The organism is Thermodesulfomicrobium thermophilum DSM 16697, assembly GCF_059568695.1.
The window spans coordinates 143,214-168,512 of record NZ_JCANTW010000013.1 but is presented as its reverse complement, the minus strand read 5'-3'; the positions used below and the strand labels follow the sequence as shown (position 1 = coordinate 168,512).

Annotated in this window: 20 protein-coding genes and 1 tRNA gene; 8 read left to right on the top strand and 13 right to left on the bottom strand. The window is 64.9% G+C overall.

Features of this window, described 5'->3' with window-relative positions; genetic code table 11:
• The first annotated feature begins 2 nt into the window (after positions 1-2).
• Genes BR00_RS06535 through recD form a run of 3 tightly spaced genes read left to right on the top strand, consistent with a single transcriptional unit; the run spans position 3 to position 8,292 of the window.
• A complete protein-coding gene (locus BR00_RS06535) occupies positions 3-3,092 on the top strand; it encodes an exodeoxyribonuclease V subunit gamma (RefSeq protein ID WP_496476786.1) in 3,090 nt (1,029 codons plus the stop codon).
• Positions 3,089-6,520: a UvrD-helicase domain-containing protein gene (locus BR00_RS06530; protein ID WP_496476785.1), complete on the top strand. Its 3,432-nt coding sequence runs from the start codon at positions 3,089-3,091 to the stop codon at positions 6,518-6,520. The genes BR00_RS06535 and BR00_RS06530 overlap by 4 nt, the downstream gene beginning before the upstream one ends.
• Entirely contained in the window at positions 6,499-8,292 is a 1,794-nt protein-coding gene (gene recD / locus BR00_RS06525; RefSeq protein ID WP_496476784.1) for an exodeoxyribonuclease V subunit alpha, read from the top strand. The genes BR00_RS06530 and recD overlap by 22 nt, the downstream gene beginning before the upstream one ends.
• On the opposite strand, the gene BR00_RS06520 is transcribed toward recD, so the two are convergent.
• The 12 genes from BR00_RS06520 to BR00_RS06465 all read right to left on the bottom strand — a co-directional run bounded on the left by BR00_RS06520 (position 8,272) and on the right by BR00_RS06465 (position 20,152).
• Complete coding sequence (locus BR00_RS06520; protein ID WP_496476783.1) at positions 8,272-9,735, bottom strand: histidine kinase dimerization/phospho-acceptor domain-containing protein; 1,464 nt, start codon at positions 9,733-9,735, stop codon at positions 8,272-8,274. The two genes, recD and BR00_RS06520, sit on opposite strands and share 21 nt — an antisense overlap.
• A gap of 34 nt (positions 9,736-9,769) precedes the next feature.
• A complete protein-coding gene (pgi, locus tag BR00_RS06515) occupies positions 9,770-11,416 on the bottom strand; it encodes a glucose-6-phosphate isomerase (RefSeq protein ID WP_496476782.1) in 1,647 nt (548 codons plus the stop codon).
• Between the two features lie 12 nt (positions 11,417-11,428).
• The gene (locus tag BR00_RS06510; protein ID WP_496476781.1) at positions 11,429-12,607 is read right to left on the bottom strand and encodes a pyridoxal phosphate-dependent aminotransferase; all 1,179 of its coding nucleotides are present in this window, start codon (positions 12,605-12,607) and stop codon (positions 11,429-11,431) included.
• Between the two features lie 18 nt (positions 12,608-12,625).
• The gene (locus BR00_RS06505; protein WP_496476780.1) at positions 12,626-13,102 is read right to left on the bottom strand and encodes a PilZ domain-containing protein; all 477 of its coding nucleotides are present in this window, start codon (positions 13,100-13,102) and stop codon (positions 12,626-12,628) included.
• Positions 13,095-13,445: a MerR family transcriptional regulator gene (locus BR00_RS06500; protein ID WP_496476779.1), complete on the bottom strand. Its 351-nt coding sequence runs from the start codon at positions 13,443-13,445 to the stop codon at positions 13,095-13,097. The genes BR00_RS06505 and BR00_RS06500 overlap by 8 nt, the downstream gene beginning before the upstream one ends.
• A 5-nt stretch (positions 13,446-13,450) precedes the next feature.
• Positions 13,451-15,838, bottom strand: a complete 2,388-nt coding sequence (gene pheT / locus BR00_RS06495) for a phenylalanine--tRNA ligase subunit beta (RefSeq protein ID WP_496476778.1) — start codon at positions 15,836-15,838, stop codon at positions 13,451-13,453.
• Positions 15,839-15,847: 9 nt separating this feature from the next.
• Positions 15,848-16,888: a phenylalanine--tRNA ligase subunit alpha gene (pheS, locus tag BR00_RS06490; protein ID WP_496476777.1), complete on the bottom strand. Its 1,041-nt coding sequence runs from the start codon at positions 16,886-16,888 to the stop codon at positions 15,848-15,850.
• Positions 16,885-17,241, bottom strand: coding sequence for a 50S ribosomal protein L20 (rplT, locus tag BR00_RS06485; protein ID WP_496476776.1), 357 nt, complete (start codon positions 17,239-17,241; stop codon positions 16,885-16,887). Before rplT ends, pheS begins: the two co-directional genes overlap by 4 nt.
• 81 nt (positions 17,242-17,322) lie before the next feature.
• The gene (gene rpmI, locus BR00_RS06480; protein WP_496476775.1) at positions 17,323-17,523 is read right to left on the bottom strand and encodes a 50S ribosomal protein L35; all 201 of its coding nucleotides are present in this window, start codon (positions 17,521-17,523) and stop codon (positions 17,323-17,325) included.
• Positions 17,524-17,586: 63 nt separating this feature from the next.
• On the bottom strand, positions 17,587-18,108 hold the full coding sequence (gene infC / locus BR00_RS06475) for a translation initiation factor IF-3 (RefSeq protein WP_496476936.1): 522 nt from the start codon (positions 18,106-18,108) through the stop codon (positions 17,587-17,589).
• Positions 18,092-20,026: a threonine--tRNA ligase gene (thrS, locus tag BR00_RS06470; protein ID WP_496476774.1), complete on the bottom strand. Its 1,935-nt coding sequence runs from the start codon at positions 20,024-20,026 to the stop codon at positions 18,092-18,094. Before thrS ends, infC begins: the two co-directional genes overlap by 17 nt.
• A 51-nt stretch (positions 20,027-20,077) precedes the next feature.
• Positions 20,078-20,152, bottom strand: a tRNA-Val gene (locus BR00_RS06465).
• 235 nt (positions 20,153-20,387) lie between these two features.
• Between BR00_RS06465 and BR00_RS06460 the strand changes: the two genes are divergently transcribed.
• Genes BR00_RS06460 through BR00_RS06450 form a run of 3 tightly spaced genes read left to right on the top strand, consistent with a single transcriptional unit; the run spans position 20,388 to position 22,325 of the window.
• On the top strand, positions 20,388-21,509 hold the full coding sequence (locus BR00_RS06460) for a PP2C family protein-serine/threonine phosphatase (protein WP_496476773.1): 1,122 nt from the start codon (positions 20,388-20,390) through the stop codon (positions 21,507-21,509).
• A 1-nt stretch (position 21,510) separates the two neighbouring features.
• Positions 21,511-21,924: an ATP-binding protein gene (locus BR00_RS06455; RefSeq protein ID WP_496476772.1), complete on the top strand. Its 414-nt coding sequence runs from the start codon at positions 21,511-21,513 to the stop codon at positions 21,922-21,924.
• Positions 21,921-22,325: a secondary thiamine-phosphate synthase enzyme YjbQ gene (locus BR00_RS06450; protein ID WP_496476771.1), complete on the top strand. Its 405-nt coding sequence runs from the start codon at positions 21,921-21,923 to the stop codon at positions 22,323-22,325. The genes BR00_RS06455 and BR00_RS06450 overlap by 4 nt, the downstream gene beginning before the upstream one ends.
• Here BR00_RS06450 and BR00_RS06445 read toward each other — a convergent pair.
• Entirely contained in the window at positions 22,322-23,317 is a 996-nt protein-coding gene (locus BR00_RS06445; protein ID WP_496476770.1) for an NAD(P)H-dependent glycerol-3-phosphate dehydrogenase, read from the bottom strand. The genes BR00_RS06450 and BR00_RS06445 overlap by 4 nt on opposite strands.
• 160 nt (positions 23,318-23,477) lie before the next feature.
• Here BR00_RS06445 and ahbB point away from each other — a divergent pair, with 160 nt between their 5' ends.
• Positions 23,478-23,948 carry a siroheme decarboxylase subunit beta gene (ahbB, locus tag BR00_RS06440; RefSeq protein WP_496476769.1) on the top strand — a complete coding sequence of 157 codons (471 nt, stop codon included), beginning with the start codon at positions 23,478-23,480 and terminating at the stop codon, positions 23,946-23,948.
• An 18-nt stretch (positions 23,949-23,966) separates the two neighbouring features.
• Positions 23,967-25,253, top strand: a complete 1,287-nt coding sequence (gene hemL, locus BR00_RS06435; RefSeq protein WP_496476768.1) for a glutamate-1-semialdehyde 2,1-aminomutase — start codon at positions 23,967-23,969, stop codon at positions 25,251-25,253.
• Positions 25,254-25,299: the final 46 nt, after the last annotated feature.

Genomic DNA, 25,299 nt, shown 5'->3' with positions numbered 1-25,299 from the left:
CCATGGCGCTCACGGTTTTTCTCTCCAATCGCCTGGAATACCTAGCAACACTCCTCGCGGACCACCTCAAGGACAGCCTGTCTCCCCTCACCCAGGAGATCGTGGTGGTCCAATCCCGGGGCATGGAGCGCTACCTGGCCATGACCTTGGCCCGGGAGCACGGCATCTGCGCCGGGGTGCGCTTCCCTTTTCCCGCAGCCTTGCTGCACGATCTCGCCCGCCGACTGCGCCTTCCCGGCGCGCGGCGCCCGCTTTCCGCCTCCCGGCTGCTATGGCGCTTGATGGCGGCACTGGAATACGAAGGCGCCCTCTTGGGTGAGAGGGCGGCAGTCTCCTCCCCTTGCCAGCGCATGGGACAGGCCGTGGCTTTGGCGTCGGTCTTCGAGCGCTACCAGCTCTTTCGTCCCCACTGGCTCGCCAAGTGGCAGCAGGGCGTGCCGTGCGGCGAGATCGGCCCGGAAAACCGGGATTCAGAAGACTGGCAGCGGCGGCTTTGGCAGCGCGTGGTACGCGGCGAGGAAGAAAGTCACCGCGCCGCCCTCACCCTGGCCATGATCGAGGCTCTGCGCTCCCGCCCGGACCCGAAGGGCCTGCCTCACCGCGTGGCGGTTTTTGGCATCTCCAGTGCGCCGCCGCACTTCGTGGATCTCTTGGCAGCCCTCGGCGCCCACATCCCGGTCCACGTGTACGTACTCGGCCCGTCTGCGCACACCTGGGGACGGCGGCAGAGCCACGAGGAAGGGAGCGCGGCCCAGATGCTGGCCCTCCTGGGATCGTCCCTCCGAGACGCCCTGGACCGCTGGGAAGAATGCGCCGTAGTGGCTCCGCTCCTTGCCCAGCCCGCCGAGGATACCCTTTTGGGCTGTCTGCACGCCGATCTCCTCCACCTGCCCGCAACCCCGACAATCCGGGATTTCTCCAAAAACCGCGCCAATATCGAAGTGCACCTCTGCGCCACCCCCCGCCGGGAAGTGGAGGTCCTGCGGGAGCGTCTTCTGCATCTTCTCGAGACCGACCCCACGTTGGAGCCGCATCACATCCTTGCCATCACGGCGGACATGGATGCCTACGCCCCCCTCATCCACGCGGTCTTCGGCAGCAGCGCTCCCGAAGTCCCGTATGCTGTAGCGGACCATGGCCTGATCCATGAAGAAATCCGCTTCTTCCTGGATCTTCTGCGCATCGCTGCCGGTCGTCTGGAGCGCAGCCGCGTGCAAGAACTCTTCTTCGCCCCGCCCACGCGGGGCCTTCTCGGACTTTCCGAAGACGCCTGCCTGCGCCTGCAGACCTGGTTCGCCCAGGCGGGCATTGCCTGGGGGATCGACGCGGCCTTCCGCCAAAAACACGGCGCGCCGCCCAGCGCCATCGGCACCTGGCGCGCCGGGCTTACGCGCCTGGCTCTCGGGGCCATCACCGGCGATCACCACGGCACCATCCAAGGAGTCGCTCCCCTTGCCCTTGGCCCAAGCGAGGACCGAGAGCTTTTCGCCGCCTGCGCCCTGTGGCTGGAGCATCTCGAGCACCTTTGCCAATGGGTCCAAGACCCTGCCCCGGACTGGGAGCGGATCCTTCCCTGGATGCTCGAAACCTTTTGGCCCGCTCAAGGGAGCGGCGCGCCGGAAGAACTTCGCCGGGGCGTCGCGGAAACGCTGAACGCATGGAAAGACGCCGGCCGTCCTGCGGCCTGTGGTCGCTCCATGGCCCAGGCCCTGGAGCGCGCCCTGAATTCCGAAACCCAGGAGGGCGAATTTCTCGCCCGCGGCATCACCTTCTGCGCTCCGCGCCCCATGCGCGCCGTACCCTTCCGCGTGGTGGCGTTCTTAGGGCTGGCTGCGGGCAACTTTCCGCGCACCCAAACACCCCCGTGTCTCGACCTGACTGCCGCGCATCCCCGGCCAGGAGACCGCACCCCCACCGACGACGACCGTGGTCTCTTCCTGGACGCGCTGCTCTCCGCCCGCGACCGCCTCCTGCTTTTCGCCCCCAGCGCAGGGCCCTCGGCCCTCGGCCCGTCACCGGTGCTCGCCAGTCTCCTGGAGCACCTCGACAGCCGCGCCACTGTGGATGGCGCATCCCCTTCCTCGGCCCTGGTCACCACGCACCCGTTCTTCGCCTTCCATCCCCGCGCCCTGGACACCTCGTTTCCCTGGCCCACCACTACCCGCAGCCGCCTCCAGGAGGCGCACGCCTTTCTCCGCCCCCAACGGCCCCGGCCGCCATTCTTCCGGCACCCGCTTCCCCGGCCCCAGATGCCGGCGGAACTGGAGCTTGGCCGCCTAATCCGCGACCTCGCCCACCCCTGCCGCACGCTCCTCCACGCCCTGGGTATCCGTCCGCATTTCCGCGAAGAAGACATCCCGGACGACGAGCCCTGCCGCACGCCGGCGCACCGGACTCTCCACCGCCTCAAGGGCGCGCTCCTAGAGCTTGCCCAACGCGGCGCCTCCTTCACCGAACTCGTCCGCACCGCCCAGGCCTGGCAGGTCGTCCCCGACACCCCAGGAGGCGAGGCCTTCGTCGTCCCCGCCATCGCCCAGGTGATGGACATGGCCCAGCACATCCGCGCTATCGCTCCGCACGGCATCCGCCCTCACCCCTTTTACGTGGAGATGGAAGAGACCACGCTTTGCGGGACCCTCCCCCTGGCCGCAGGAGGCATCGCGCTCTACCGGCCAGCCACCCTCAAAACCCAAGACCTCCTACGCCTCTACCTCACGCTGATCGTGGCCGGGACGACGCGCGCGGCCGATCGGGTCACCCTCATCACTGAAGACCACATCATCACCCAACCAGTCCTCGACCCGAAAGAGAGCAAAGACCGCCTGCGCGCGGCCATAGACCTTTGGCTCGAGGCCCACACCCGTCCTGTGGCCCTGCTTCCCAAGGCGTGTCTCGCGTACGCCCAAGCCTACTGCCCCAAGGGTCACGACAATGCCCATCAGAAGATGGTCAGCGCCTGGACAGACGGCCCCTTTCCCGAAAACCAGGACCCGTACCTGCGCATCTGCTTTCCCGACACTCCGCATTGGGACGAAGCCCACGACCTGGCGCAGCGACTGCTCGTCCCCATGCTCACCGAGGCCACGCCATGACGGATCTCTTCTCGCTGCCCCTTTCCGGCCGCGTGCTCGTGGAAGCCAGCGCCGGCACCGGCAAGACCTACTCATTGGAGATCCTCTTCATCCGCCTGGTGGCCCTGGAGGGCATCCCGGTGGAGCGTATCCTCACAGTCACCTTCACCGACGCCGCCACCCAGGAGCTCCGTTCCCGCCTCACCCAACGCCTGACCCATTGCCTGCGCCCCCCCGACACCTGTACCGACGATACCGTGATGCGCCACCTCAAAGAAGCCGAAGTCCGCGGCATCCCGGTGCGGGCCCGCTTGGCGGCGGCACGCCTGGCCATGGACCAGGCCCCCATCTGCACCATCCATGGTTTTTGCCAACGCCTCATCAACCGCTTCGGCCCCGGCGCCGGGCCAAGCGTGCTCACCGACGACGCCACCCCCATCATCCACCACGCGGCCATGGAATTGTGGCGCCAGGAGCTCTCCACGCTGCCCGGGCTTGCCGGCCAATACCTGCGCCAAACCCTACGCGTCGAGGACTTGGAAGCCCTCCTGAAGACCCCTGCCCTGGTCCAAGATCCCATCATCCGCCCTGCTCCTGCACCTGCGGATACCCATGAACTCTTCCGTACCCAGGACGCTTTCCAAGACGCACTCCAGACCGTGCAAGCGCATTGGGACGCCATCGAAAAGACCGTGGCCTGGTGCGAAACGCACCGTCAAACCGTGTTTCTGGGAAACCGCATCCGCCAAGCAACGCTTGCCAACGCCCTGGATGCTTGGCGACGATTCCTCGCCACGCCATGGAAAAAACCCACATCCCAGGACCAAGACGCCCTTTCCAAGCTCACGCCCGAACATTTGGGAAAGTGCCTCAAAGCCGGCGCAGACCCGAATTTCTCGTCCCTTGCCCGCCTCGCCGAGGCATGGAGCGCGGCGCAAGACTTCTATCACGCCGCGGACCTCTGGCGCACCCAAACCCTGGCCAGGGCTGCATCCACGGCCATGGCGCGCATCGACGCCGCCAGCGAGGAATTGGGGATGCACAGCTTCGACGCCCTCATCCGCCAGGCCGCCGCGTTGGTGGACGACCCAGAGATCTGCCGCCAGGCGCAGAAGGCGTGGCGTGTGGCCATCGTGGACGAATTTCAGGACACCGACGCCCTGCAAGAGCATATCCTCGCACGCCTCTTCGACCACGCGGGGCATTGCCGCATCACCGTCGGCGATCCCAAACAGGCCATCTACGCCTTCCGGGGCGCGGACATCCACGTGTATTTCGATGCCGCCGCCCGCTGCGAGCACCGAGCCACCCTCGACACCAACTACCGCGCCGCCCCTGCCCTGGTAGCGGCCGTCAACGCCATCTTCTCCCGCCATGCGAACGCCTTCGTGCTCCCGCAAATGGCGTTTTCCCCGGTGCAGCCCCGGCCTGCGCCGTGGCCCCGCATGGAGGACCCGGACTGCTCCGCGGCTTGCGTGCTTTGGCGCGTGCCGGCCCCGGACAAACCCCTTGCCCAAAACGCGGCCATCCCCCTGCTTGCCCAGGCCGTGGCTGCGGAGATCCACCGCTTGCTTGTCCGGGACGTGCGTCTGGACGGGGCCCCCATCCACCCCGGCCACATAGCGGTGCTGGTGGACACCCGCGCGCAGATGCTCCCCGTGGCCAGGGCCCTGGAAGCCGCCCGCATCCCCTGCATCCTGGAAGAAGACGCCTCGGTACTCGACAGCGCCGAGGCAGAAGGGGTGCTCGCCCTGCTCGACGCCATGCGCGAGCCCCGGCGCCGCGCCCGCGTGGCCACGGCCCTGGCCACGGACCTCTTGGGCTTTGACGCCACCGCCATCCGACAGCTCCACGACCACCCCGAAAAGTTGGAGATCTGGCAGGAACGTTTCGCCGACGCCATGGACGTGTGGCGCCGCCAAGGGGTGGTGGCAGCCCTGGAGATGCTGTTCACCCGCGCCAATACGCGAGCGCGCCTGCTGGAGTTCCCCCAGGGGTTGCGGGCGGTGACCAACCTCGACCACGTGCTGGAGCTCTTGCAATTCCACGAAAGCCGGGGAGCCACGCCCGCAGCGCTCTGCCGCTTCGTGGCCAGCCCCGGCACAGCACCCAACAGCGCCACCACACTGCGGCCCATCGGCGCTGAAGAGGCGGTGCGCATCCTTACGGTGCACAAGAGTAAGGGGCTGGAATTTCAAGTTGTTTTTTGCCCATACCTCTTCCGGCCAACCGAGGTGGGGTCCCCGCCGCTGTTCTACCACGACGATCGCGGCCTCATCATGGACTTGGCGGGCGGCGCCGAGGCCCAAACCCTGGCCCAGAAGGAAGCCCTGGCCGAGGGCGTGCGTCTGGCCTACGTGGCCCTCACCCGGGCCAGCCACCGCCTCTATTTCGCCTGGGGCCGCATCAATCGGGCCGACACATCGGGCCTGGCCTGGGTCCTGCACGGAAGCCGCAACACGGTACGCTGGAAAGACCTCGAGGACGCCGACGTGGACGCCGACCTCGCCCCCTTGGCAGAAGTCGTCTCGGTGCAGCCCCTGCCCAGCGCCCTTCCCCGACCTTGGGACCCGCCGCAGCCCGCCTGGGAGCTTCACATCGCCCCGTGGACGCGGAGCCTCGATTCGCCTCCGGCCATCCAGAGCTTTACCGGCCTGATGCGGGGGCTCGTCCCAACCCGACCGGGATGGGACGACGAGCCGCCCGAAGCGCCTGCGGCGCCCCCGGAGGCTCCGCAAGAACCCTGGGATATTGCCCGGTTTCCCCGCGGCCCGGTGGCGGGCTCCTGTATTCACGCCATCTGGGAAGACGTGTCACAGGCCGCCACTACGGACACGCCGGTGGAAGAAGCCGTGCGCCGGGGCCTTGAGACATATGGCCTGGATTTGCGCTGGACCGAGACCTTGACCCAGATGGTGGACCATGTTCTCGACGCCGACCTGGGCGGCTTTTGCCTGCGCGAGCACCAAGGCTGGGTGGCGGAGATGGAATTTCTCCTGCCCACAGCGGGATTGAGCCACCAGGAGCTCGCGCTCCTGACCCAATCCTTGAGCGGCCGCGCGTCACGCTGCGTTCGCGACATGGGTCCGGGATGGATCACCGGCTTTGTGGACGCGGTGCTGGAAATCCGCGGCCGGTACTACGTGGTGGACTGGAAGACCCACCTTTTGGGAGAAACCCCCAGCGCCTATACCCCAGACGCCATGGCCAAGGTCATGAAGGAACACGGCTACGATCTGCAGGCCGCCTTGTATCTGGCCGCTCTCGACCGTCTGCTCGCCGCACGCATGCCCGGACGCGATCCCCTGGAACTTTTGGGAGGAGCTTTTTTCCTCTTCGTGCGCGGCGTCCATCCCCACTACCCCGGACACGGCATCGTCCATATCCCCGCCCATCCCCCCACCATCCACACCATGCGCAGTCGCCTATGCTCCCTGCCCCGAAACTGATTTCCCACCGTGCTCCGGAGCTTGGCTTCACTCCCCAAGACCTCCTGGCCGCCGGGGCGCTCTTCCACCTCGGCGCGCCCCTGGCCGTGGCCCTGGCCGCAGCCCTGCTCTCCCAAGGCGCCCGACGCGGGCACACCTGCCTTGCCGAAGGAGAAATCACCGCCCGGATGGAGGCCATCGATGCCGAGCTCGCCCCCCAACTCACGGCCACGGGGATGCCGTGGATCAGCACCCAGGGCGACCCTGCCCCTCTGGCCCGAAGCTGCGGACGCCTCTATCTCTGGCGGCATTACCACCACGAGACCGAACTTGCGAAGCGCCTCCTCCACCTGGCCCAATGCCGACCCGAGGTGGATACTGCCTGGCTTGCCGCGGCCCTGCCTCGATTTTTTCCGAACCTCGGACCAGAGCCGGACTTCCAGGCCCTGGCGGCCCTGCAAGTGGTCACGCGCCAGCTCACCATCATCGCCGGCGGCCCGGGCACCGGCAAGACCACCACTCTGGCCCGGGCCCTGGGTCTCTATGCCGCCCACGCCGTCCACGCGAGGGGCATACGTCCCCGCATCCTTTTGGCCGCGCCCACGGGCAAGGCCGCGGCGCGCATGCGCGAGGCCCTCGCCAGCGCCCTGCCCGCACTTCCCCCGGAAACCCGCGGTCTGATCCCCGGCGACGCCTGCACCATCCATCGCCTGCTGGGGATCGGGACGTCCGGCACGCCGCAGCGCGACCCCTCCCGCCCCCTGGCGGTGGATCTTCTGGCGGTGGATGAAACCTCGCTCATGGACGGGGAGCTCGCCTGGCACTTGGTACGCGCCCTCCCCGAAGGGGCGCGTCTGGTGCTCCTGGGCGATCCCCACCAGCTCACCTCCGTGGAAGAAGGGGCGGTGCTGGCAAGTCTCACCGGCAGCCCGGATCCCGAAGCCGTGGGCCCGGAGACCGCCGACATGGCCCATACCCTTTGCGGCTGGGCACTTCCCACTCTGCCCACGCCGGCGCCGCCCCTTGCCGAAAATCTGATCGCCCTGCGGCGTACCTACCGCTTTCGTCCGGACTCCGGCATCCAGGCCCTGGCACAGGCCCTGCGCACCGGCGATACCCGACGCCTGCAGGCCGTCCTCACCCAGCCCTGGCCGGACGTCACGATTTCCCCATGGCGCACCGAGACCGAACTGGAGGCCCTCTTTGGCCGCCACGCGCTTCCCGCCTTCAAGCCGCTGGGCCGCCTGTCTCCCGATGCCGCCCTGGCCGCCGCCGACAGACTGCGGATCTTATGCCCCATGCGTCACGGTCCCGGAGGCGTGGAGCACGCCAATGCCCTGCTGGAGACCATGCTCCGCACTAGCTCTGACCCATGGTTTCCTGGCCGCCTGATTCTCGTGCTCGCCAACGATCCGGAACTGGATTTGGCCAACGGGGACGTGGGGGTCACCTTGAGGTCTCCTGGCAGAACGCTTCGTGTCTGGTTTGCCGGCCCGCGCTCAGTGCCGCCGACCGCCTTGGGTGCAGTGGAAACCGCCTATGCCACCACGGTACACAAAAGCCAGGGATCCGAGGCCGACACCGTCATCCTCGTCCTGCCTCGGGCCGATCACCCTATTTTGTCTCGGGAACTCGTCTATACGGCCATCACCCGCGCGCGCACACGCCTCATCATCCTTGGCGACACGGAGCGCATCCTTCAGGCAGCAACTCGCCGCACAGAGCGCAACGCCGGGCTCGGCGAGCGGCTTTGGCACAGCCCCCAGGAAGACCTACGGCAAAAATCCGTGTGATGCGGGCGTATCCTCAAGGCACGGCTCACAGAAGATCAAATCCACCTGGCCGCCGCCTGCTTCGGTATTGCCCAGCACCAATTCCCCGCCGTGAGCCTGCATAACGGAATGCACAATGGCGAGCCCAAGGCCGGTCCCCTGATCCCGGGTGGTGAAGAAGGGCTCGATGTAACGCGGCAACATCTGGAGATCGAAGCCCGGGCCGCAGTCGCACACGCGCACCCCGCGGCACCCTTCCCGGCATACCGGCTCCACGGTCACCAGCATCCCCGCCGGGGAGACCGCCACGGCATTGGCCAGGACGTTGTACAGCGCACGGTAGATCAACTCCTTGTCCCCGTGCACCAGATACGGTGCCGGCAAGCGGTTTTCCAAACGCACGCGACCCTCCTGTCCCAAAAAGGTCACCGCCTGATGGGCCAAGGCATGGAGATCCACCTCGTCCATGGCGGGTTGCCGTGGTCGGGCGTAATCCAAAAAGTCATTGACGATCTGGCTGAGTCGCTTGGACTCTTCAAAGATGGCCTCGAGCATGCGCGCGCTGGCGCTCGACGGGTCGGTCTCCTTCTTGCGCAAGAGCTCCGCACTGCTGCGGATGATCCCCAGAGGGTTGCGGATCTCGTGGGCTATGCTCGCCACCATGCGCCCCATGGAAGCCAGCTTTTCGTTTTGCGCGAGCTCCCGCTCCAGGCGTTCGCGCTCCCGGGCCCGCTCCACCAGCACCCGGTCCGCCTTGCGGATGAGAAAGACCATGAGACTGTACAGCACCGCGGACGAAACCAAGGTCGCCACCAAAATGGAGAGCTGCAGGCGCACCACGGTCCCGGAATCGTGACTGATGTCTTGGGTGATCTCAAGCACCCCCAAAAGGGGGCCGGGGTTTTCTCGAAACCGCAAATCCGCTTCCGCCCGCAGCGGATAGACCGTACGCAAGATGACGCTTTCCGGCTCAGGAGTAGGGTCGAGGAAGGTCACCCATCTCGATCGGACATGGACCTCTTCCATAGTGGTGCGGCCTTCGTCGACCGCAGCGCGCACCGCCCCATCGCTCAAATCCGTACGCCCCACCAAGTGGGGCTGCGTGGCGTACACCACTTCTCCGGCCTCGTTATAGATACGGATTTCCAGCACATGGAAGGAATGGACGGTGGACTCGACCACCTGATCCAGGCGCTCGTACTGTTCTTTGCGCTTGAGCTCCACCCGACCAAAGGCGAGCACCACCGGCAAGGTGAAGCGCCGATAGATCTGGTGATTGAGATTTTCCGCCAACAGCTGGGCAAAGGCGCGGTTCTTGTCCAAAAACGCCGCGCGTACAGTGTTGGTGAGCACCGCAGCAAGGGCGAGCCCGGCGCCGAGCACCAGCACCAAGGAGCTCACGGAAAGAAAACGGACGAGTTGGAAGGGGTGGGCGGGATCGACGCGAAAGGGATTATAGCGCATGGTATGGTACAATCTTCCCCGCCCCACCCGGACCTTAGTCCCCGGCGGGGGTGTCGTCTTCGGCGCGCAGATACCGCACCAAGGCCGCGGTGGAGGCGTCATGGTCTCCCACCGCCGCTCCGGGCACCAGCTCGGGCAGCAAAGCGCCCGCCAACTCTTTGCCCAACTCCACGCCCATCTGATCGAAGGAGTTGATGTCCCAAATCACGCCTTGCACGAACACCATGTGTTCGTAGAGAGCGATGAGCCGACCCAAGGTGCGCGGAGTCAAGCGGTCGTACACGATGGACGTGGACGGCCGATTGCCCGGAAAGACCTTGTGCGGGGCAAGGCGCTCCCGCTCCGCTTCAGACAAATGGCGCAGGGCCTGCCGGGCCTCCTCCAGGGTGCGGCCGCGCATGAGGGCCTCGGTCTGGGCAAGGAAATTGGCCAGCAGCATGCGATGCTGATCGCCCAAGGGGTGGAGCGGCGCTCTCGGGGCCAAGAAGTCGCACGGCACCACACTCGTCCCCTGGTGGAGGAGCTGGTAGAAGGCGTGCTGCCCATTGGTCCCCACCTGCCCCCACAGCACCGGACCGGTGGCGTACTCCACCGGGACCCCGGCATGGGTCACGCCCTTGCCGTTGCTCTCCATATCGAGTTGCTGGAGATAACTGGGAAAATGTTCGAGATACTGGTCGTACGGAAGGACCGCGCACGAGGAAAGGCCGCAGAAATCACGGTACCACACCCGCAGCAGGCCCAAGATCACGGGGATGTTGTCCGCAAGGGGAGCAGTGGCGAAATGGGTGTCCATGTCGTGACCGCCGGCCAAAAACTCCCGGAATCCTTCCATGCCGATGGCCAAGGCGACCGAAAGGCCGATGGCCGACCACACGGAGTAGCGGCCGCCCACCCAATCCCAAAAACCAAACATATTGGCAGGGTCGATACCAAAGGCACGCACGGCCTCGGTATTGGTGGACATGGCCACGAAATGCCGGGCGATATCGACCTCGGTGGCGGAGCGCAAAAACCAGGCGCGGGCCGCGTGGGCATTGGCCAGGGTTTCCTGGGTGGTGAAGGTCTTGGAGGCCACCAAAAAGACCGTGGTCTCCGGGTGCACCACCTCCAGCACCCGAGCCATGTGGGTGGGATCGATGTTGGAGACGAAGTGGAAACGCAAATGTTTGGCTGTGTAAGCCCCCAAGGCATGCACCGCCATGCGCGGCCCCAGGTCGGAGCCGCCGATGCCGATATTGACCACATCGGTGATGGGCCGGTCGGTGTATCCCCGCCACGCGCCGCTGCGCACCGCCTCCACCCACCGTTCCATCTGGTCCAGTACCGCATGCACGTCCGCCACCACGTCCCGGCCGTCCAGCAGAAGCGAGGCCCCTCGCGGCCGACGCAAGGCGGTATGGAGCACCGCCCGTTTTTCCGTGGAATTGATGCGCTCCCCGCGCAGCATGGCGTCCCGGCGCGCCGGAAGCTCCGCCGCCACGGCGAGATCCACCAGCAAGGCCAGGGTGCGGTCCGTGATCCAGTTTTTGGAAAAATCCACCAACAGCCCAGGGATGCGGCGGTGGAAGCGGATAAAGCGATCCGGGTCCTCGGCAAAGAGCTGGCGAAGATGGACGCGCTGCATCTGCCGGGCATGCTCTGCCAAGGCCTGCCACGCGGGTGTCTGATGAATCCCCATAGCGACCTCCCACTAGCACAGACGCGCCAACGCCTGCCCTATGGCCCCAAGGGCTTCGGTCAGCGTGGCGTCGTCTACGGCATAGGAAATGCGAATACAGCGGTCATCGCCGAAGGCCGCGCCCGGCACCAGCGCCACGGATGCGGCATCGAGGAGATAGGCGCACATGGCGGCGGAATCCGGCACCGTCGGCGAGTACAGGGCGTCCACCCGAGGAAAGAGATAAAACGCCCCCTGCGGCTTGGGGCAGACCACCTTGGGCCACGTCTGCACCATGTCCATGGCCAAATCCCGACGGCGCTGGAAGGCCTGCCGCATGGCCTGAACACAGGCGTCGTCGCCCGTGAGCGCAGCCAAGGCCGCCTTCTGGGCAATGGAACAAATGTTGGACGTGCTTTGCCCCTGGATCTTGACCATGGCCTTGATGAGGTCCGCATGGGCCAAGACGTAGCCCACACGCCACCCGGTCATGGCATGGCTCTTGGCCAGGCCGTTGACGATGGCAAAGCCCCCGGGGTGACGCTGCCACCACGGGGCCAGGGAGGCAGGCGCTGCCGGCGGATACACCAGCTGGGCATAGATCTCGTCGCTCACCACGAAGATCCCCCGGTCATGGGCCCAGGCGGCCAATTGATCCATGGCCTCCTGGGTGTAGTGCGCGCCCGTGGGATTGGAAGGCGAATTGAGGACCAGCATGCGCGTGCGCGGGGTGCATGCCGCATCCAAGGCGTCGAGGTCCACCAAAAAGCCTCGTTCCGGCTCGGTGGGCACCGCCACCGGCACCCCTTGGGCCAGGGCGATCATATCCGGGTAGCTCACCCAGTACGGCGCGGGGACAAGCACCTCATCGCCCGGATCCAATATGGCGAGAAACAGGTTGAACAGGGCCTGTTTGCCGCCGTTGGTCACCATCACATGCTCCGGCCCGGCCGTGGTGACGCCGTAGCGCGCAAAAGAAGCCGCCACGGCCTCGCGCAGCGGGGCGATGCCCGGCACCGGGGTATAGCGGGTAAACCCATCGCGCAGGGCTTGATGGGCCGCGTCCACCACGTGCGCCGGGGTGGGAAAGTCAGGCTCCCCGACTGCCAGGCTCACGATGGGCTTGCCTGCAGCGCGGAGTTCCTGGGCCTTGGCATTGCCCGCCAAGGTGGCTGAAGGCCGAATGGCTTGCATCCGCTGGGCCAGTCGCATGACGGAGCCTCCTTATGCTTACGTTCCCAAAAGATAGCCGCCCAGGTCCTTGTCGTAGGCCACGGGAAAGAACTCCACACCGATGAACTCCCCACGCAGGGTGCGGATCTCGCCGCGGCGCTCCACGAGGCTTTTGGCGCGGTTGTCGAGGCGAAAACGCACCTCCACCACGTCCCCGGGGAGCATGTCCGGCACCACCGTCTTGTCCGCCAGGGCGAAGCCCACGCCCTCCAAAGACACGTCCCGCACTTCGATGGGGTATTCCTGGCCCGTGCGCTCCACGGTACAAAACCCGAGCAAACGGACCTTTTTGCGGAAATATTTACGAAATTCCAAAAGGACAGGCGTTATCTGGCCGCAGGAGCAACGGATATCGAACCGCGGATCTTTGTCCAAAAAAGCCCGGGCATCAAACACCCTCTCCCGACCGCATGCCGGACAAACGAACGTGGCGCTCCCATCCTTGGCCATGAATATCTTCTGCACACTAGCCATGGGAACCTCCCTGAGATGGCGCCCCCGCCGGAGGTCTGCCTGCAAGCAACCCATAGAGCGCCTCCAGATCCCGGGCGAGCTCCTGCACAAGCCCAGCTTCCGCCTCAGCGGAACCCTCCTGGCGCAACCGGCGCCGGGCCCCGGCCAGGGTCAGGCCTTCACGGTGCACCAGATCCTTGATGCGGCGCAGCGCGGCCACGGCCTCCTCGGTATAATACCGCTGGCCCGAGGCAGTGCGCTGGGCGCGGGCTTCGGGAAACTCCGTCTCCCAAAACCGCAAGGTGGACGTCCGCACCCCCAAGAGTGCCGCCACCTCACCGATGCGGTAGCGCCGCGCCGCCATGGATCTCACACCACCTGGACAGGCAATTGCTGTACAATGCGGGAAACCAGCCGACTATGGACCTTGTCCACTTCCTTGTCTTTGAGCGTCCGCTCCGGATGCCGGTAGACCACGCGCACCGTCACATGGCGCACCGCGGCGTCCTGCGGATGGTAGACATCCAAAACGAAGTGCTCGTCCACCAGCGGCTCCTGCATGGCCGCCACTGCGCCGAGCACCTGGTCCACGGAAATATCCCAGCCCATGCGCAAGGTCACGTCCCGGCGCACCACCGGGAAACGCCCCAGGGGAGTGAAACGCAGGCGGGCCTGCCGGGCCATGGCCAAAAGCCGCTCCAGATCGAGGTCCGCATACCACACTGCCCCGCGCGCTTCATAGGCATCGGCGATACTGGGCGCGATGCGGCCCACAGCACCGATGCTGCGGCCATCCACCCATGCCGTAGCCTGCTCCGCCAGGTATGGCCGGGCCTGCTCCACCTGCCAGCGGCACGGCCCCAGGCCCAAATGCACAAGCAAATGTTCCACCAGGCCTTTGATATCGGCAAAGGCGACCTCTCCACGAGGATACGGCGCCCGCTCGGCGAAACGCGCGCCATGCAGGAGAATAGCCAAACGCAGGGCTTCCGCCACCGTGGTTTCCCTCTGGGCATCCGAGACGAATATCCGCGCCACCTCAAAGAGCCGCACTCGGGTCGTCCCCCCCGCGATATTGTGACGCAGGGCGCGCAGCATCCCTGGAACCAGATCAGTGCGCAGCACTTCCATGTCCTCGCTCAAGGGGTTGGCCACGCGTACGGCGTGTTCCAGAGGAAGACCGCACCGCTCCATGTCCGCGGCGCTCACGAAACTGTAGTTCACCGCCTCCAACAGCCCGGCCCCCTTGCCCCATGCCTTGACTGCGGCGGTCTCCGCAAAGCTCGTGTCCGCCTGCGCCAGGGCATCGAGGGACAAAGACACCGGCGGAAGCACCGCCGGGATGCGATCCATACCATAAAAACGGGCCACCTCTTCCACCAAATCGATCTCCCGCTCCAGATCCAGGCGGAACGAAGGCAAGGTGACCTCCCAGGCATCCTCGTGGCTCGTTACGGCACAGCCGAGGGACACCAAAGTCTTGTGGGCAAATTCCTCGCCCGGGTCCACGCCCAAAACTTGAAAAACCCGCCGAGGACGGAAGGACACCGACCGCGGGACATAGGGCACAGGCTCTGCTCCAGCCACCCCTGGGGCGACCACGCCGCCTGCAAGCTCCGCCATGAGGGCGGCAGCCCGGTCCAGGGCCCACGTCGTAGCGAGCTGATCCACTCCGCGTTCGAAGCGATACGCCGCCTCGCTGGCGATCCCCAAGCGCCGGGCCGTGCGCCGCACCGAGAGCGAATGGAACACTGCGCTCTCCAAAAGCACGTTCGTGGTCGTCTCCGTGACTTCCGAATCCTGCCCGCCCATGACGCCGGCCACGGCCACCGGTCCTTGGGCATCCCAAATGAGGATGTCCCCAGGCTCCATGCGCCGCACCTGGCCATCCAACGTGGTGAAATCCAGCGGCTGCGGCGTCCGCGCCGCCCGAATGCGCCCTCCGTGCAAGCGGTCTGCGTCAAAGGCGTGCAGGGGCTGGCCCGTCTCCAAGAGCACGTAATTGGTGACATCCACGAGATTGTTGCGTGGCCGCATGCCGCAGGCAAGAAGGCGGTAGCGCATCCACTCCGGACTCGGGGCGACCGAAAGGGAGCGGATCAACCGAGCCTGGTAGAGCGGGCAGGCGTCGGCCTCCGCCTCCACGGCAAACGACCAGGGCTCCCCGGCTTCGGTAAGCTGCACCTGGGGAAGGTGCAGCGGCAATCCAAAGGCCGCGGCCGTTTCCCGAGCCAGACCCAAGACAGAAAGACAGTCGGCGCGGTTGGGGGTGATGCTCACATCAAGCACCACACGCTCCAGACCCAAGGCGTCCGGCACGGGGACGCCGGGGGAAAGCTTCGGGTCGAGCACCATGATGCCGCCATGGCTCTCTCCCAGACCCAATTCCCGCTCCGAGCAGATCATGCCCCACGAACGCTCTCCGCGCAGCTTGGCCTTTTGGATGGTCATGCCCCCTGGAAGCGTGGTCCCCACGGTGGCCACCGGCACCATCTGTCCCGCCGCCACGTTGGGGGCCCCACATACGATGGGAAGAAGCTCCGCTCCTCCCACGTCCACCCGGCACACAGACAAATGGTCCGACGCCGGATGCGGGACGCACTCCACCACCCGCCCCGTCACCACCGAGGTCAAATGGGCAAAGGGATCCCGAATGTCTTCGACTTCCAGGCCCAACATCGTGAGCCGATCGGCCAATTCTTCTGCTGTTCCCTCAAAAGGCGTCCACTGCCGAAGCCACGAAAGACCGAGCAACATCACCGCACCTCACGCAAACTGGCGCACAAACCGACTGTCGTTTTCGAAAAAGAGGCGCAGGTCGCCGATCCCATACTTGAGCATAGCCATACGCTCCACCCCGAGGCCAAAGGCGAACCCGCTCCACTGCTCTGGATCGATGCCCACCTTGGCAAACACCGCAGGATCCACCATGCCGCAACCCAAAATTTCCACCCATCCGGTCCCCTTGCACACACGGCATCCCTCGCCGGAGTCCAGCACGCCGCGGCCGCCGCACAACACGCAGCTCATGTCCACCTCGGCGCTGGGCTCGGTGAACGGGAAAAAACTCGGCCGGAAACGCACCCGGGTGGAGGCCCCGAACACCGCCTGCACCAGGGCGGTGAGCACCCCGCGCAGCTGCGCCATGGTTACCTCCCGGTCCACCAACAGGCCTTCGATCTGGTGGAACATGGGCGTATGCGTCAGGTCTGAATCCCGGCGATACACCTTCCCCGGGGCAATGATGGCCAGCGGCGGCCGACGGGCGAGCATGGTGCGCACCTGCATGGGTGAGGTGTGGGTGCGCAAGAGCACCCGCTCGGTGATGTACAGGGTGTCCTGCATATCCCGTGCGGGGTGTCCGGGAGGAAGATTGAGGGCCTCGAAATTATGAAAATCCGTCTCCACCTCAGGGCCGGATACCGTCTCGAAGCCCATGCGCTGGAGCACCGCACAGATCTCCTGCTGGATACGCGTCGTGGGGTGGAGTGCGCCCACATGGGGCACCCACGCGGGATCCCCGGCGTCGAAAGGCATTGCCGCGCCCTGGGCTTTTTGGGCCAAACGCTCCTGACACTGCTGCCAGAGCTCCGCAAGCCGCGCCTTGACGGCATTGGCAACCCGCCCCACCTCAGGGCGGTCCTGCGGGTCCAGGCCTCCCATGGCAGCCATAAGGGCCGCAAGGCTTCCCTTGCGGCCCAAAAACTGCACCCGTACCGCTTCCACGTCGGAAGCATCCGCCTCGGCCAGCGCTTCTGCAAAGCGCGGCACCAAGGCCTCCAGGTCCTGTATCAATTGGGTCTTCACGCCGCGACCTTCTGCTGTACCATCTGACACAACGCCGCAAATGCCTCTTTCTCCCGCACGGCCATATCCGCCAATACTTTACGGTTCAGCTGAATCTGGCAGAGTTTGAGCCCGTGCATGAAGCGGTTGTAGGTCAACCCATGCTCCCGGGCAGCGGCGTTGATGCGCATGATCCACAGGGCGCGAAAAGCACGCTTTTTCTGCTTGCGATCCCGGTAAGCAAAGCACAATGCGCGCTCCACGGTCTCCCGAGCGGTACGAATGAGCGCGTGACGCGATCCACGATAGCCTTTGGCAAGCTTGAGATACTTCTTGTGCCGACGATGGGCAGTCATTCCTCTTTTGACACGCATGATGATCTCCTTCACGGCCAGGTCCAGTGGGAACAAACTGGAGCACTGCGCCGCACCCACTGTGGGGTGGTTTTTCGACGTTTAGAACAGGTACGGCAACAGACGACGGATCGGTGCCACGTTGGCATCGGCCACAATGACCGATTTGCGCAGCTGCCGCTTCCGCTTGGGCGACTTCTTGGTCAAGATATGGCGCATATTGCAGTGGTTGCGCCGAATCTTACCGCCGCCCGTGGCCGTAAAGCGCTTGGCTGCGCTCCGGTTGGTCTTGATCTTGGGCATGGTTCTCCTCCTTCAAAAGGTCCTGCCGCATACGCAGCGGGCCACGCCAGCCGAGGCCGGCGTTTATTTCTTGGGCAGTGGGGCCAACACCAAAAACATGGTGCGGCCTTCAAAACGCGAGGTCTGCTCCACCTTGGCCACATCGGCGGTCATTTCCACGATGCGCTGCAAAATGGCCTCCCCCAAATCCTTGTGAGCCATTTCCCGCCCCCGGAAGAACACCGTCACCTTGCACCGGTCGCCGTCGTCGAGAAAACGCCGGATATGGCGCACCTTGGTCTCGATGTCATGGTCATCGGTATGGGGTCGGAATTTGACCTCCTTCACCTGAATCTGCGTCTGGCGCTTCTTGGCCTCTTGAGCCTTTTTCTTCTCCTCGTAGAGGTATTTGCCATAATCCATCACCTTGCACACTGGTGGCTTGGCGTTGGGGGCTACCTCGACAAGATCCAGACCCCGGCTTTCTGCAATGGCCAGGGCCTCATCCACGCTCATGATACCAATCTGCGCGCCGTCTTCGCCGATGACGCGAATCTCCCGCGCCCGAATCTGCCGGTTCTTCCGGGCCTTAGTTGTGGAAAGAATAGCGCATGCCTCCGCGCGTAAAAGGTTCCGCACATTCGCGGCGCAAATGGTCCACCAACGCAGCAACCGTCATGGTCCCAAGATTCGCACCGCCCCGCTGGCGCACACTCACGCATGCCCCAGCCACTTCCTCATCTCCAATCACCACGGCGTAGGGGACCTTCGCCATTTGGGCCTCACGCACCTTGTAGCCGAGCTTCTCGTTGCGCGTGTCGGCCTCGGCCCGCATGCCCGCATCCCGCAGCGCCTGCACCACCTCAAAGGCATAGGCGTCGTGCCGGTCGGTCACCGTGAGCACACGAACCTGCTCCGGCGCCAACCACAACGGGAAGGCCCCGGCAAAATGTTCCACGAGGATACCGATGAACCGCTCCACCGAGCCCATAATAGCCCGATGCACCATCACCGGCCGGTGCCGCTCGCCGTCCTCGCCGATATATGCAAGATCGAAGCGCTCCGGCAAGGTGAAATCCACCTGAATCGTGGAACACTGCCATTCCCGACCCAAACAATCCCGGAGCTTGACGTCGATCTTGGGCCCGTAAAACGCGCCATCGCCTTCGTTGACGCTGTATTCCAGCCCCATCTGCGCCATGGCGTCCCGCAGGGCACTCGTCGCGCGCTCCCAGTCCTCGTCCGTACCGATGGACTTTTCCGGCCGGGTACTGAGCTCCATGCGGTATTCGAAACCAAAAACGCCCATGAGGTCCTGAATCCAACGCATCACGCCCTTGATTTCATCCAGCAATTGATCGGGACGACAGATGATGTGGGCGTCATCCTGCGTGAATTGCCGCACCCGCAAAAGCCCGTGCAGCACGCCCGAGAGCTCATGGCGGTGCACCACGCCGAATTCAAAGAGCCGCACCGGCAAATCCCGATAACTATGCTGCGTGGTAGTATAGATGAGCATGTGCGCCACGCAATTCATGGGTTTGACCCCGTAGGGCACACCATCGATTTCGGTAAAATACATATTTTCCCGATAATTGGCGTAGTGCCCCGAAGTCTCCCACAAATCACGGCGCAAAATCTGCGGAGTGCGCACCAAACCATAGCCACGGCGCAGCATTTCCTTGGTGACGAAATCTTCCAGAATGGCCCGCACGAGCGCCCCCTTGGGGTGCCAATAGGCCATGCCGGCACCGCCGCGCTCATGAAAGCTGAACAGATCCAGCTGCGGGCCGAGCTTGCGGTGATCGCGCTTCTTGGCCTCTTCGAGCATGGCCAAATGGGCCTTCAAGGCCTTTTCCGTGGGGAAAGCCGTGCCGTAGATACGCTGGAGCATGGGACGGTTCGCATCACCCCGCCAGTACGCACCGGCCACGGCAGTAAGCTTGAAGGCACGCACGAAGCCCGTGGAGGGCAGATGCGGGCCTCGACACAAATCCACGAAATCCCCATGCTGGTAGACGGACACCATGTCCGCACCGAGATCGTCGATGATTTCGAGCTTATAGGTCTCCCCGACGGAGCGAAAATACTCCCGCGCCTGCGTTGCGGACATCTCCCGACGCACAAACGGATGGTTGGCCGCAATGCTTTCGCGCATCACGGCTTCGATGCGTTCCAAATCTTCTGGAGTGAAGGCGTGGGAAAGATCGAAGTCGTAATAAAATCCATTTTCGATGTCCGGCCCGATGGTCACCTTGGCCTCAGGATACAGGCGTTTGACCGCTTCGGCCATGATATGGGCGGCGCTATGGCGCAAAATGGAAATCCCCAGCGGAGAATCCAAAAAGACAGGCTCCACGCGCTCGGTTCCCGAAGGAAGCGGAGCATCCAAATCCTTGGGTTCGCCGTCACAAAGACAGGCGACGGCTTCCTTCATTGCCTTTTTGGATACCCCCTGCGCCAAGACATCGCGACAGGTCATCCCTGGCGTTGCCTCCACCGAGACGTCTCCTACGTACACCATGCGTCACCCCAGAAATGCATCAGGGAGGCTCTGCCTCCCTGGTGTTTGCAGTGGTAGGCGCGAGGAGGGTCGAACTCCTGACCCCTTGCACGTCAAGCAAGTGCTCTCCCACTGAGCTACGCGCCTCAACGAGGGCCTCGTCACTACAAAGACGCCTCCCCCCTGTCAAGATTTTACGGAACAAATTTGTGCCGGCCGATCATGCCCCCCATACCCCTGCCCGCGCCCAACCAAGCCGCCCGCACTCATCCCGCCGAGTTCCCCGCTCGGGGGCACCGCTGCACCGCTTTTTTTGCCTCAAAACCCACCTCCCCCTTGCAGGAGACGCGCGGCCTCGCTATGGTGGACATCAGGAGGCCCCGTGGACCATCGCACCCCACTCATCCTCATTGTGGACGACGAGCCCCTCAACGCCCGTATCCTGGAGTCCATGCTGCGGCGAAGCGGTTTTGCCACGCTCACCGCCCACGACGGCCCTCGGGCGCGGGAGTTAGCCGCGCTGCACCCCGTGGATCTCATCCTCCTCGACGTCATGATGCCGGAAGAAACCGGCTACCTCACCTGCCAACTCCTCAAAGAGACGCCGCAAACCGCCGACATCCCGGTGATCTTCATCTCCGCCCTCACGGATACCGAAAGCCGGGTGCATGGCCTGGAATGCGGCGGGGTGGATTTCATCTCCAAGCCCTTCGAAAAGGCAGAGGTACTCGCCCGGGTCAAGGTCCACTTACGGCTACGACTCACGTACAGCGCCCTCATGGAAGCCCAGGCGCAACGTCTCGGGCAGATCCAGGCGGCCCAGCAGTCGCTTCTGGTGCGGCCCGAAGACCTGCCCGAGGCCCGGTTCGGCGTGCATTTCGCCCCCGTACTCGAAGCAGGCGGCGATATCTACGACGTGCTGCCCACAGGCGTGGGGGTGTTCGACTACATCGTTGCCGACGTGAGCGGCCATGACCTGGGGGCCGGCTTTCTCACCTCCGCCCTGACGGCCTTGCTGCGTCAAAACGTCAATGCCGCCACGGCCCCGGAAGAAAGTCTCGCCATGACCAACCGGGTGCTGACCCGTATCCTCACCAACGGCGCGCACGCCACCCTGGCCATGGCCCGCGTCAACCGCGTCCAAAATTGCATTCACCTGGTGAGCGCCGGCCATCCCCCGGCGATTCTCGCCCGCAAGGACGGCGATATAGAGCTCATCCAAGCCGAGGGCGACATCCTCGGCGTGTTCGACGCCGCCCTGTGGACGCCCCAGGACATCGCCGCCCACCCCGGAGACCGGGTCTTTCTCTACACCGATGGGCTCATCGAAGGCTTCGGCGATCCCCCCGTCACGCGGGACCAAGGCATCGCCCTGCTGTGGGCCGCCATCCGCTCCGCTTCGTCCCTGCCCATCACCGCTGCCGTGGAGGCCATCCATGAATATATCGCCACCCGCAAGGGCCCTGCCGAAGACGACAGCGTGCTCTTGGGCATCGAGGTTTGACATGTTCGCCGCCACAGTCCTCGAACACGACATCGAAGTGCAGATGAGTTCGGAACTACGCCACGTAGACCGCAGCGTCGAGCTCTTGCGGGAATTCCTTGTCCGCCACGGGGCCGAGAATCGGTTCTTCGACGTCGCCCTGGTGACCCGGGAGGCCCTCAACAACGCCATCCTGCACGGCAACGGCGCCGACCCCGCCAAGGAGGTCCTGTGGCGGCTCAAGCACCGGCAGGGCAAGCTGCGCCTCTACGTCAAAGATCAAGGTCACGGCTTCGATTGGCAAGCCTGGCTCCGTCGCTCAAGCGACCCCGAAGCGGAAAGCGGCCGTGGCCACGAAATCTTCCGGCTGCTCACCACCCGTTTCTCCCACAACCGCTGCGGCAACGCCCTGTGCGTGGAGATTCCGCTCAAATGACGAGCTTCACCGTATCCACCTCCCGCCGCGAAGCACTCGTGGACATCACCGAGCAGGTGGCCGCTGCCGCAGCCCGGCACTCCCAGGCAGCGGCCCTGATGGTCTTCAGCCCGCATACCACCTGCGGCATCCTCATCAACGAAGGGGCGGACCCGGACGTGGCCCACGACGTCCTCGCCTTTCTCCACCGCCTCGTTCCGCAAAGTTCCCATTTTCGCCACGTGGAGGGCAACGCCGACGCCCATATCAAAACGATCCTGGTGGGCAGTTCGGTATCGGTGATGCTGGAGTCCGGGCGGCTGCGGCTCGGCACCTGGCAGCGGATCTTTCTGGCGGAGTTCGATGGCCCGCGGCGCCGCACCGTATGGGTGCAGGCCCTCGCCGCAGCGCCCGAAGGCTAGGTCTCCCAACGCAGCGGCCGCCCCATCAAGGCCGCCACCGCCTCCGCAGGACTCTTGCCGGAAAAGAGCACGGCATGGACCTGCTCACAGATGGGCATCTCCACGCCCAATCGCTGCGCCAGCTCCTGCACGGCCTGCGCGGTCCACACCCCTTCGGCCACGCCGCCTACCTGCGCCAAGGCGGCGTCCAGGGTTTGCCCCCGGCCAACGGCCAGCCCCACGCGACGGTTACGGCTTGCATCCCCGGTGCAGGTGAGCACCAAATCCCCCAGCCCGGCGAGCCCCATGAAGGTCTGGGCCCGGGCCCCCATGGCCTCGCCCAGGCGGGCCATCTCCGCCAACCCCCGGGTGATGAGCGCCGCACGGGCGTTCTCCCCAAACCCCAGACCGTCGGCGAGCCCCGCGGCAATGGCCATGACGTTTTTGAGCGCGCCGGCAAGCTCGACCCCCAACACATCCGTGGTGCCGTACACCCGAAAGGCCGGGCTGGCACAACGCGCCTGGATACGTTCCCCCAACGCCGCATCGGCGCACCCCAAGACCACGGCCGTAGGCTGCCCCGCCATGACCCCCTCCGCAAAAGAGGGACCGGAAAGCACGCCGTAGCGCACCTGCCGTGCGCCAAGCTCTGCAGCCACCACCTGGCCCATGGTGCGCAGACTCCCCTGCTCCACACCCTTGCCGGCGCACACCACAGCCGCGCCTTGGGGAAAAAGTCCGGCATGTTCCTGCAAAAACGCGGCTAAGCGCTGGCAGGGGATGGCAAGCACCACCAACGCGGCACCGCGCAAGGCCGCCGCTATGTCCGCCGTGGGACGTACGGCCGCGGCCACAGGCCATCCCGGCAAATAGCGGCGGTTCTCCCTGCATTGGGCCATATGGGCCATGAGGGCGGCACTGCGGCCCCAAAGCACGGTCTCTTTCCCCGAAAGCGCCAGCGCGTGCGCCAACGCGGTCCCCCAACTGCCCGCACCCAACACCACCGTCCGCATCCACACCTCCTTCCACGAAATGCACGTCCCGAACCTACCGACACCCTTATTTCCTGTCCACCGGCGCCCTCCTCGAGGGCAGCCGCCCCCCCTTGCAGGTCCACGGCAAAGGGACTACAGCTTCCGCAACGAAACTCATGGAAAATATCGAGGAAGGCCCATGGAATTTACCCCCAGCGAACGCCAAGTACTGCGCATGGTGCAAGGCACGCTTCCCGACAGCGCCACTCCCTACGCCGACATTGCCCGTGCAGCCGGGGTCACCGAGGAGGAAGTGCTCGCGCTGCTGCGGCGCCTCAAAAAAGGCGGCCAAATCCGCCGCTTTGGGGCCACGCTCCGCCATCAACAGGCAGGCTACGGCTTCAACGCCATGGTGGCCTGGTATGTGGAAGACGGCGTGGATGAAGACGCTGCAGGCCGCATCATGGCGGCCCAGCCGGAGATTTCCCATTGCTATTTGCGCCGCAACTGCCTCGATTGGCCATATAGCCTCTATACCATGATCCATGGGCGCACCCAAGACGAATGCTTGGAAGTAGTCCGCCGCATCCAAGAGCTCACGGGAGTCACCCAATACGACATCCTCTTCAGCGATAAAGAGCTCAAGAAAACGTCCATGGAATATTTTTAACCCTATTGAGGAGCACAAATGCACTCTTCCGAAGCATTGTTCGAGCGTGCCTGCAGATACATCCCCGGCGGGGTCAACAGCCCCGTGCGGGCCTGCAAGAGCGTCGAGGCCACGCCCCTTTTCATCGCCAGCGCCCAGGGCAGCCACATCACCACCGAAGACGGCGCCGAACTCATCGACCTCGTCATGTCCTGGGGCCCCATGCTCCTCGGCCATGCCCATCCAGAAGTGGAAGCCGCGGTGATCGAGGCGGTGCGCCGAGGCACCAGCTACGGCGCACCCTGTCGGCTGGAAGTGGAATTGGCGGAGGCCGTGATCCGCGCGGTACCGAGCATCGAGATGGTGCGCATGGTCTCCTCCGGCACCGAGGCCACCATGAGCGCCCTGCGTCTGGCCCGAGGCTACAGCGGCCGCGATCTGGTACTCAAATTCCACGGCGGCTACCATGGCCATGCCGACGCCTTTCTCGCCAGCGCCGGCTCCGGCGTCGCCACCCAGGCCATTCCCGGCACGCCCGGTGTACCCCAGGCCGTGGTCCAGCACACCCTCCTTGCCCACTACAACGACACCGAGGCGGTCCGCACCCTTTTCGCCGAGCGTGGCGACCACATCGCCTGTGTGTTCGTGGAGCCTGTGGCCGGCAACATGGGCCTGGTCCCCCCGCAGCCGGGATTCTTGGAAACCCTCCGCGAGCTGTGCACCCAATACGGGGCGCTCCTCGTCTTCGACGAGGTCATCACCGGCTTTCGCGTGGCCTACGGCGGGGCGCAAGCGGCCTTGGGCGTCCAGCCGGACCTCACGTGCCTCGGCAAGATCATCGGCGGCGGCCTGCCCGTAGGGGCCTACGGCGGCCGCAGGGAGATCATGGAGCACATCGCCCCTCAAGGACCGGTGTATCAAGCCGGGACCCTCTCGGGGAACCCCGTGGCCATGGCCGCAGGGCTGGCGACGCTGCGCCTTTTGGAAGGCCACGACTACGACGCCCTCGCCCGGCGCACCCGCGCCTTGGCCTCGGAGATGACGGACATCCTGCGCGCCAAGGGCATTGCCGTGCAGTGCAACACCGTGGCCTCCATGTTCACCCTCTTCTTCACCGAACATCCGGTGACGGATTTTCCCAGCGCCCAGACCATGGATACCGCCCTTTACGGACAATTTTTCCGCCACATGCGCGAACACGGCGTCTTTCTTGCGCCTTCGGGCTTCGAATGCGCCTTCCTCTCCTTTGCCCACACCGACGCGGATCTGGAACGCATCCTGGAGGCTACCCGCGCTTTTGCCCCCCAAACCACGGCCCATCCTTGACGGAAAACCAAGACCCTCTCTATAGATATGCGTGCTTGTGCTTTTC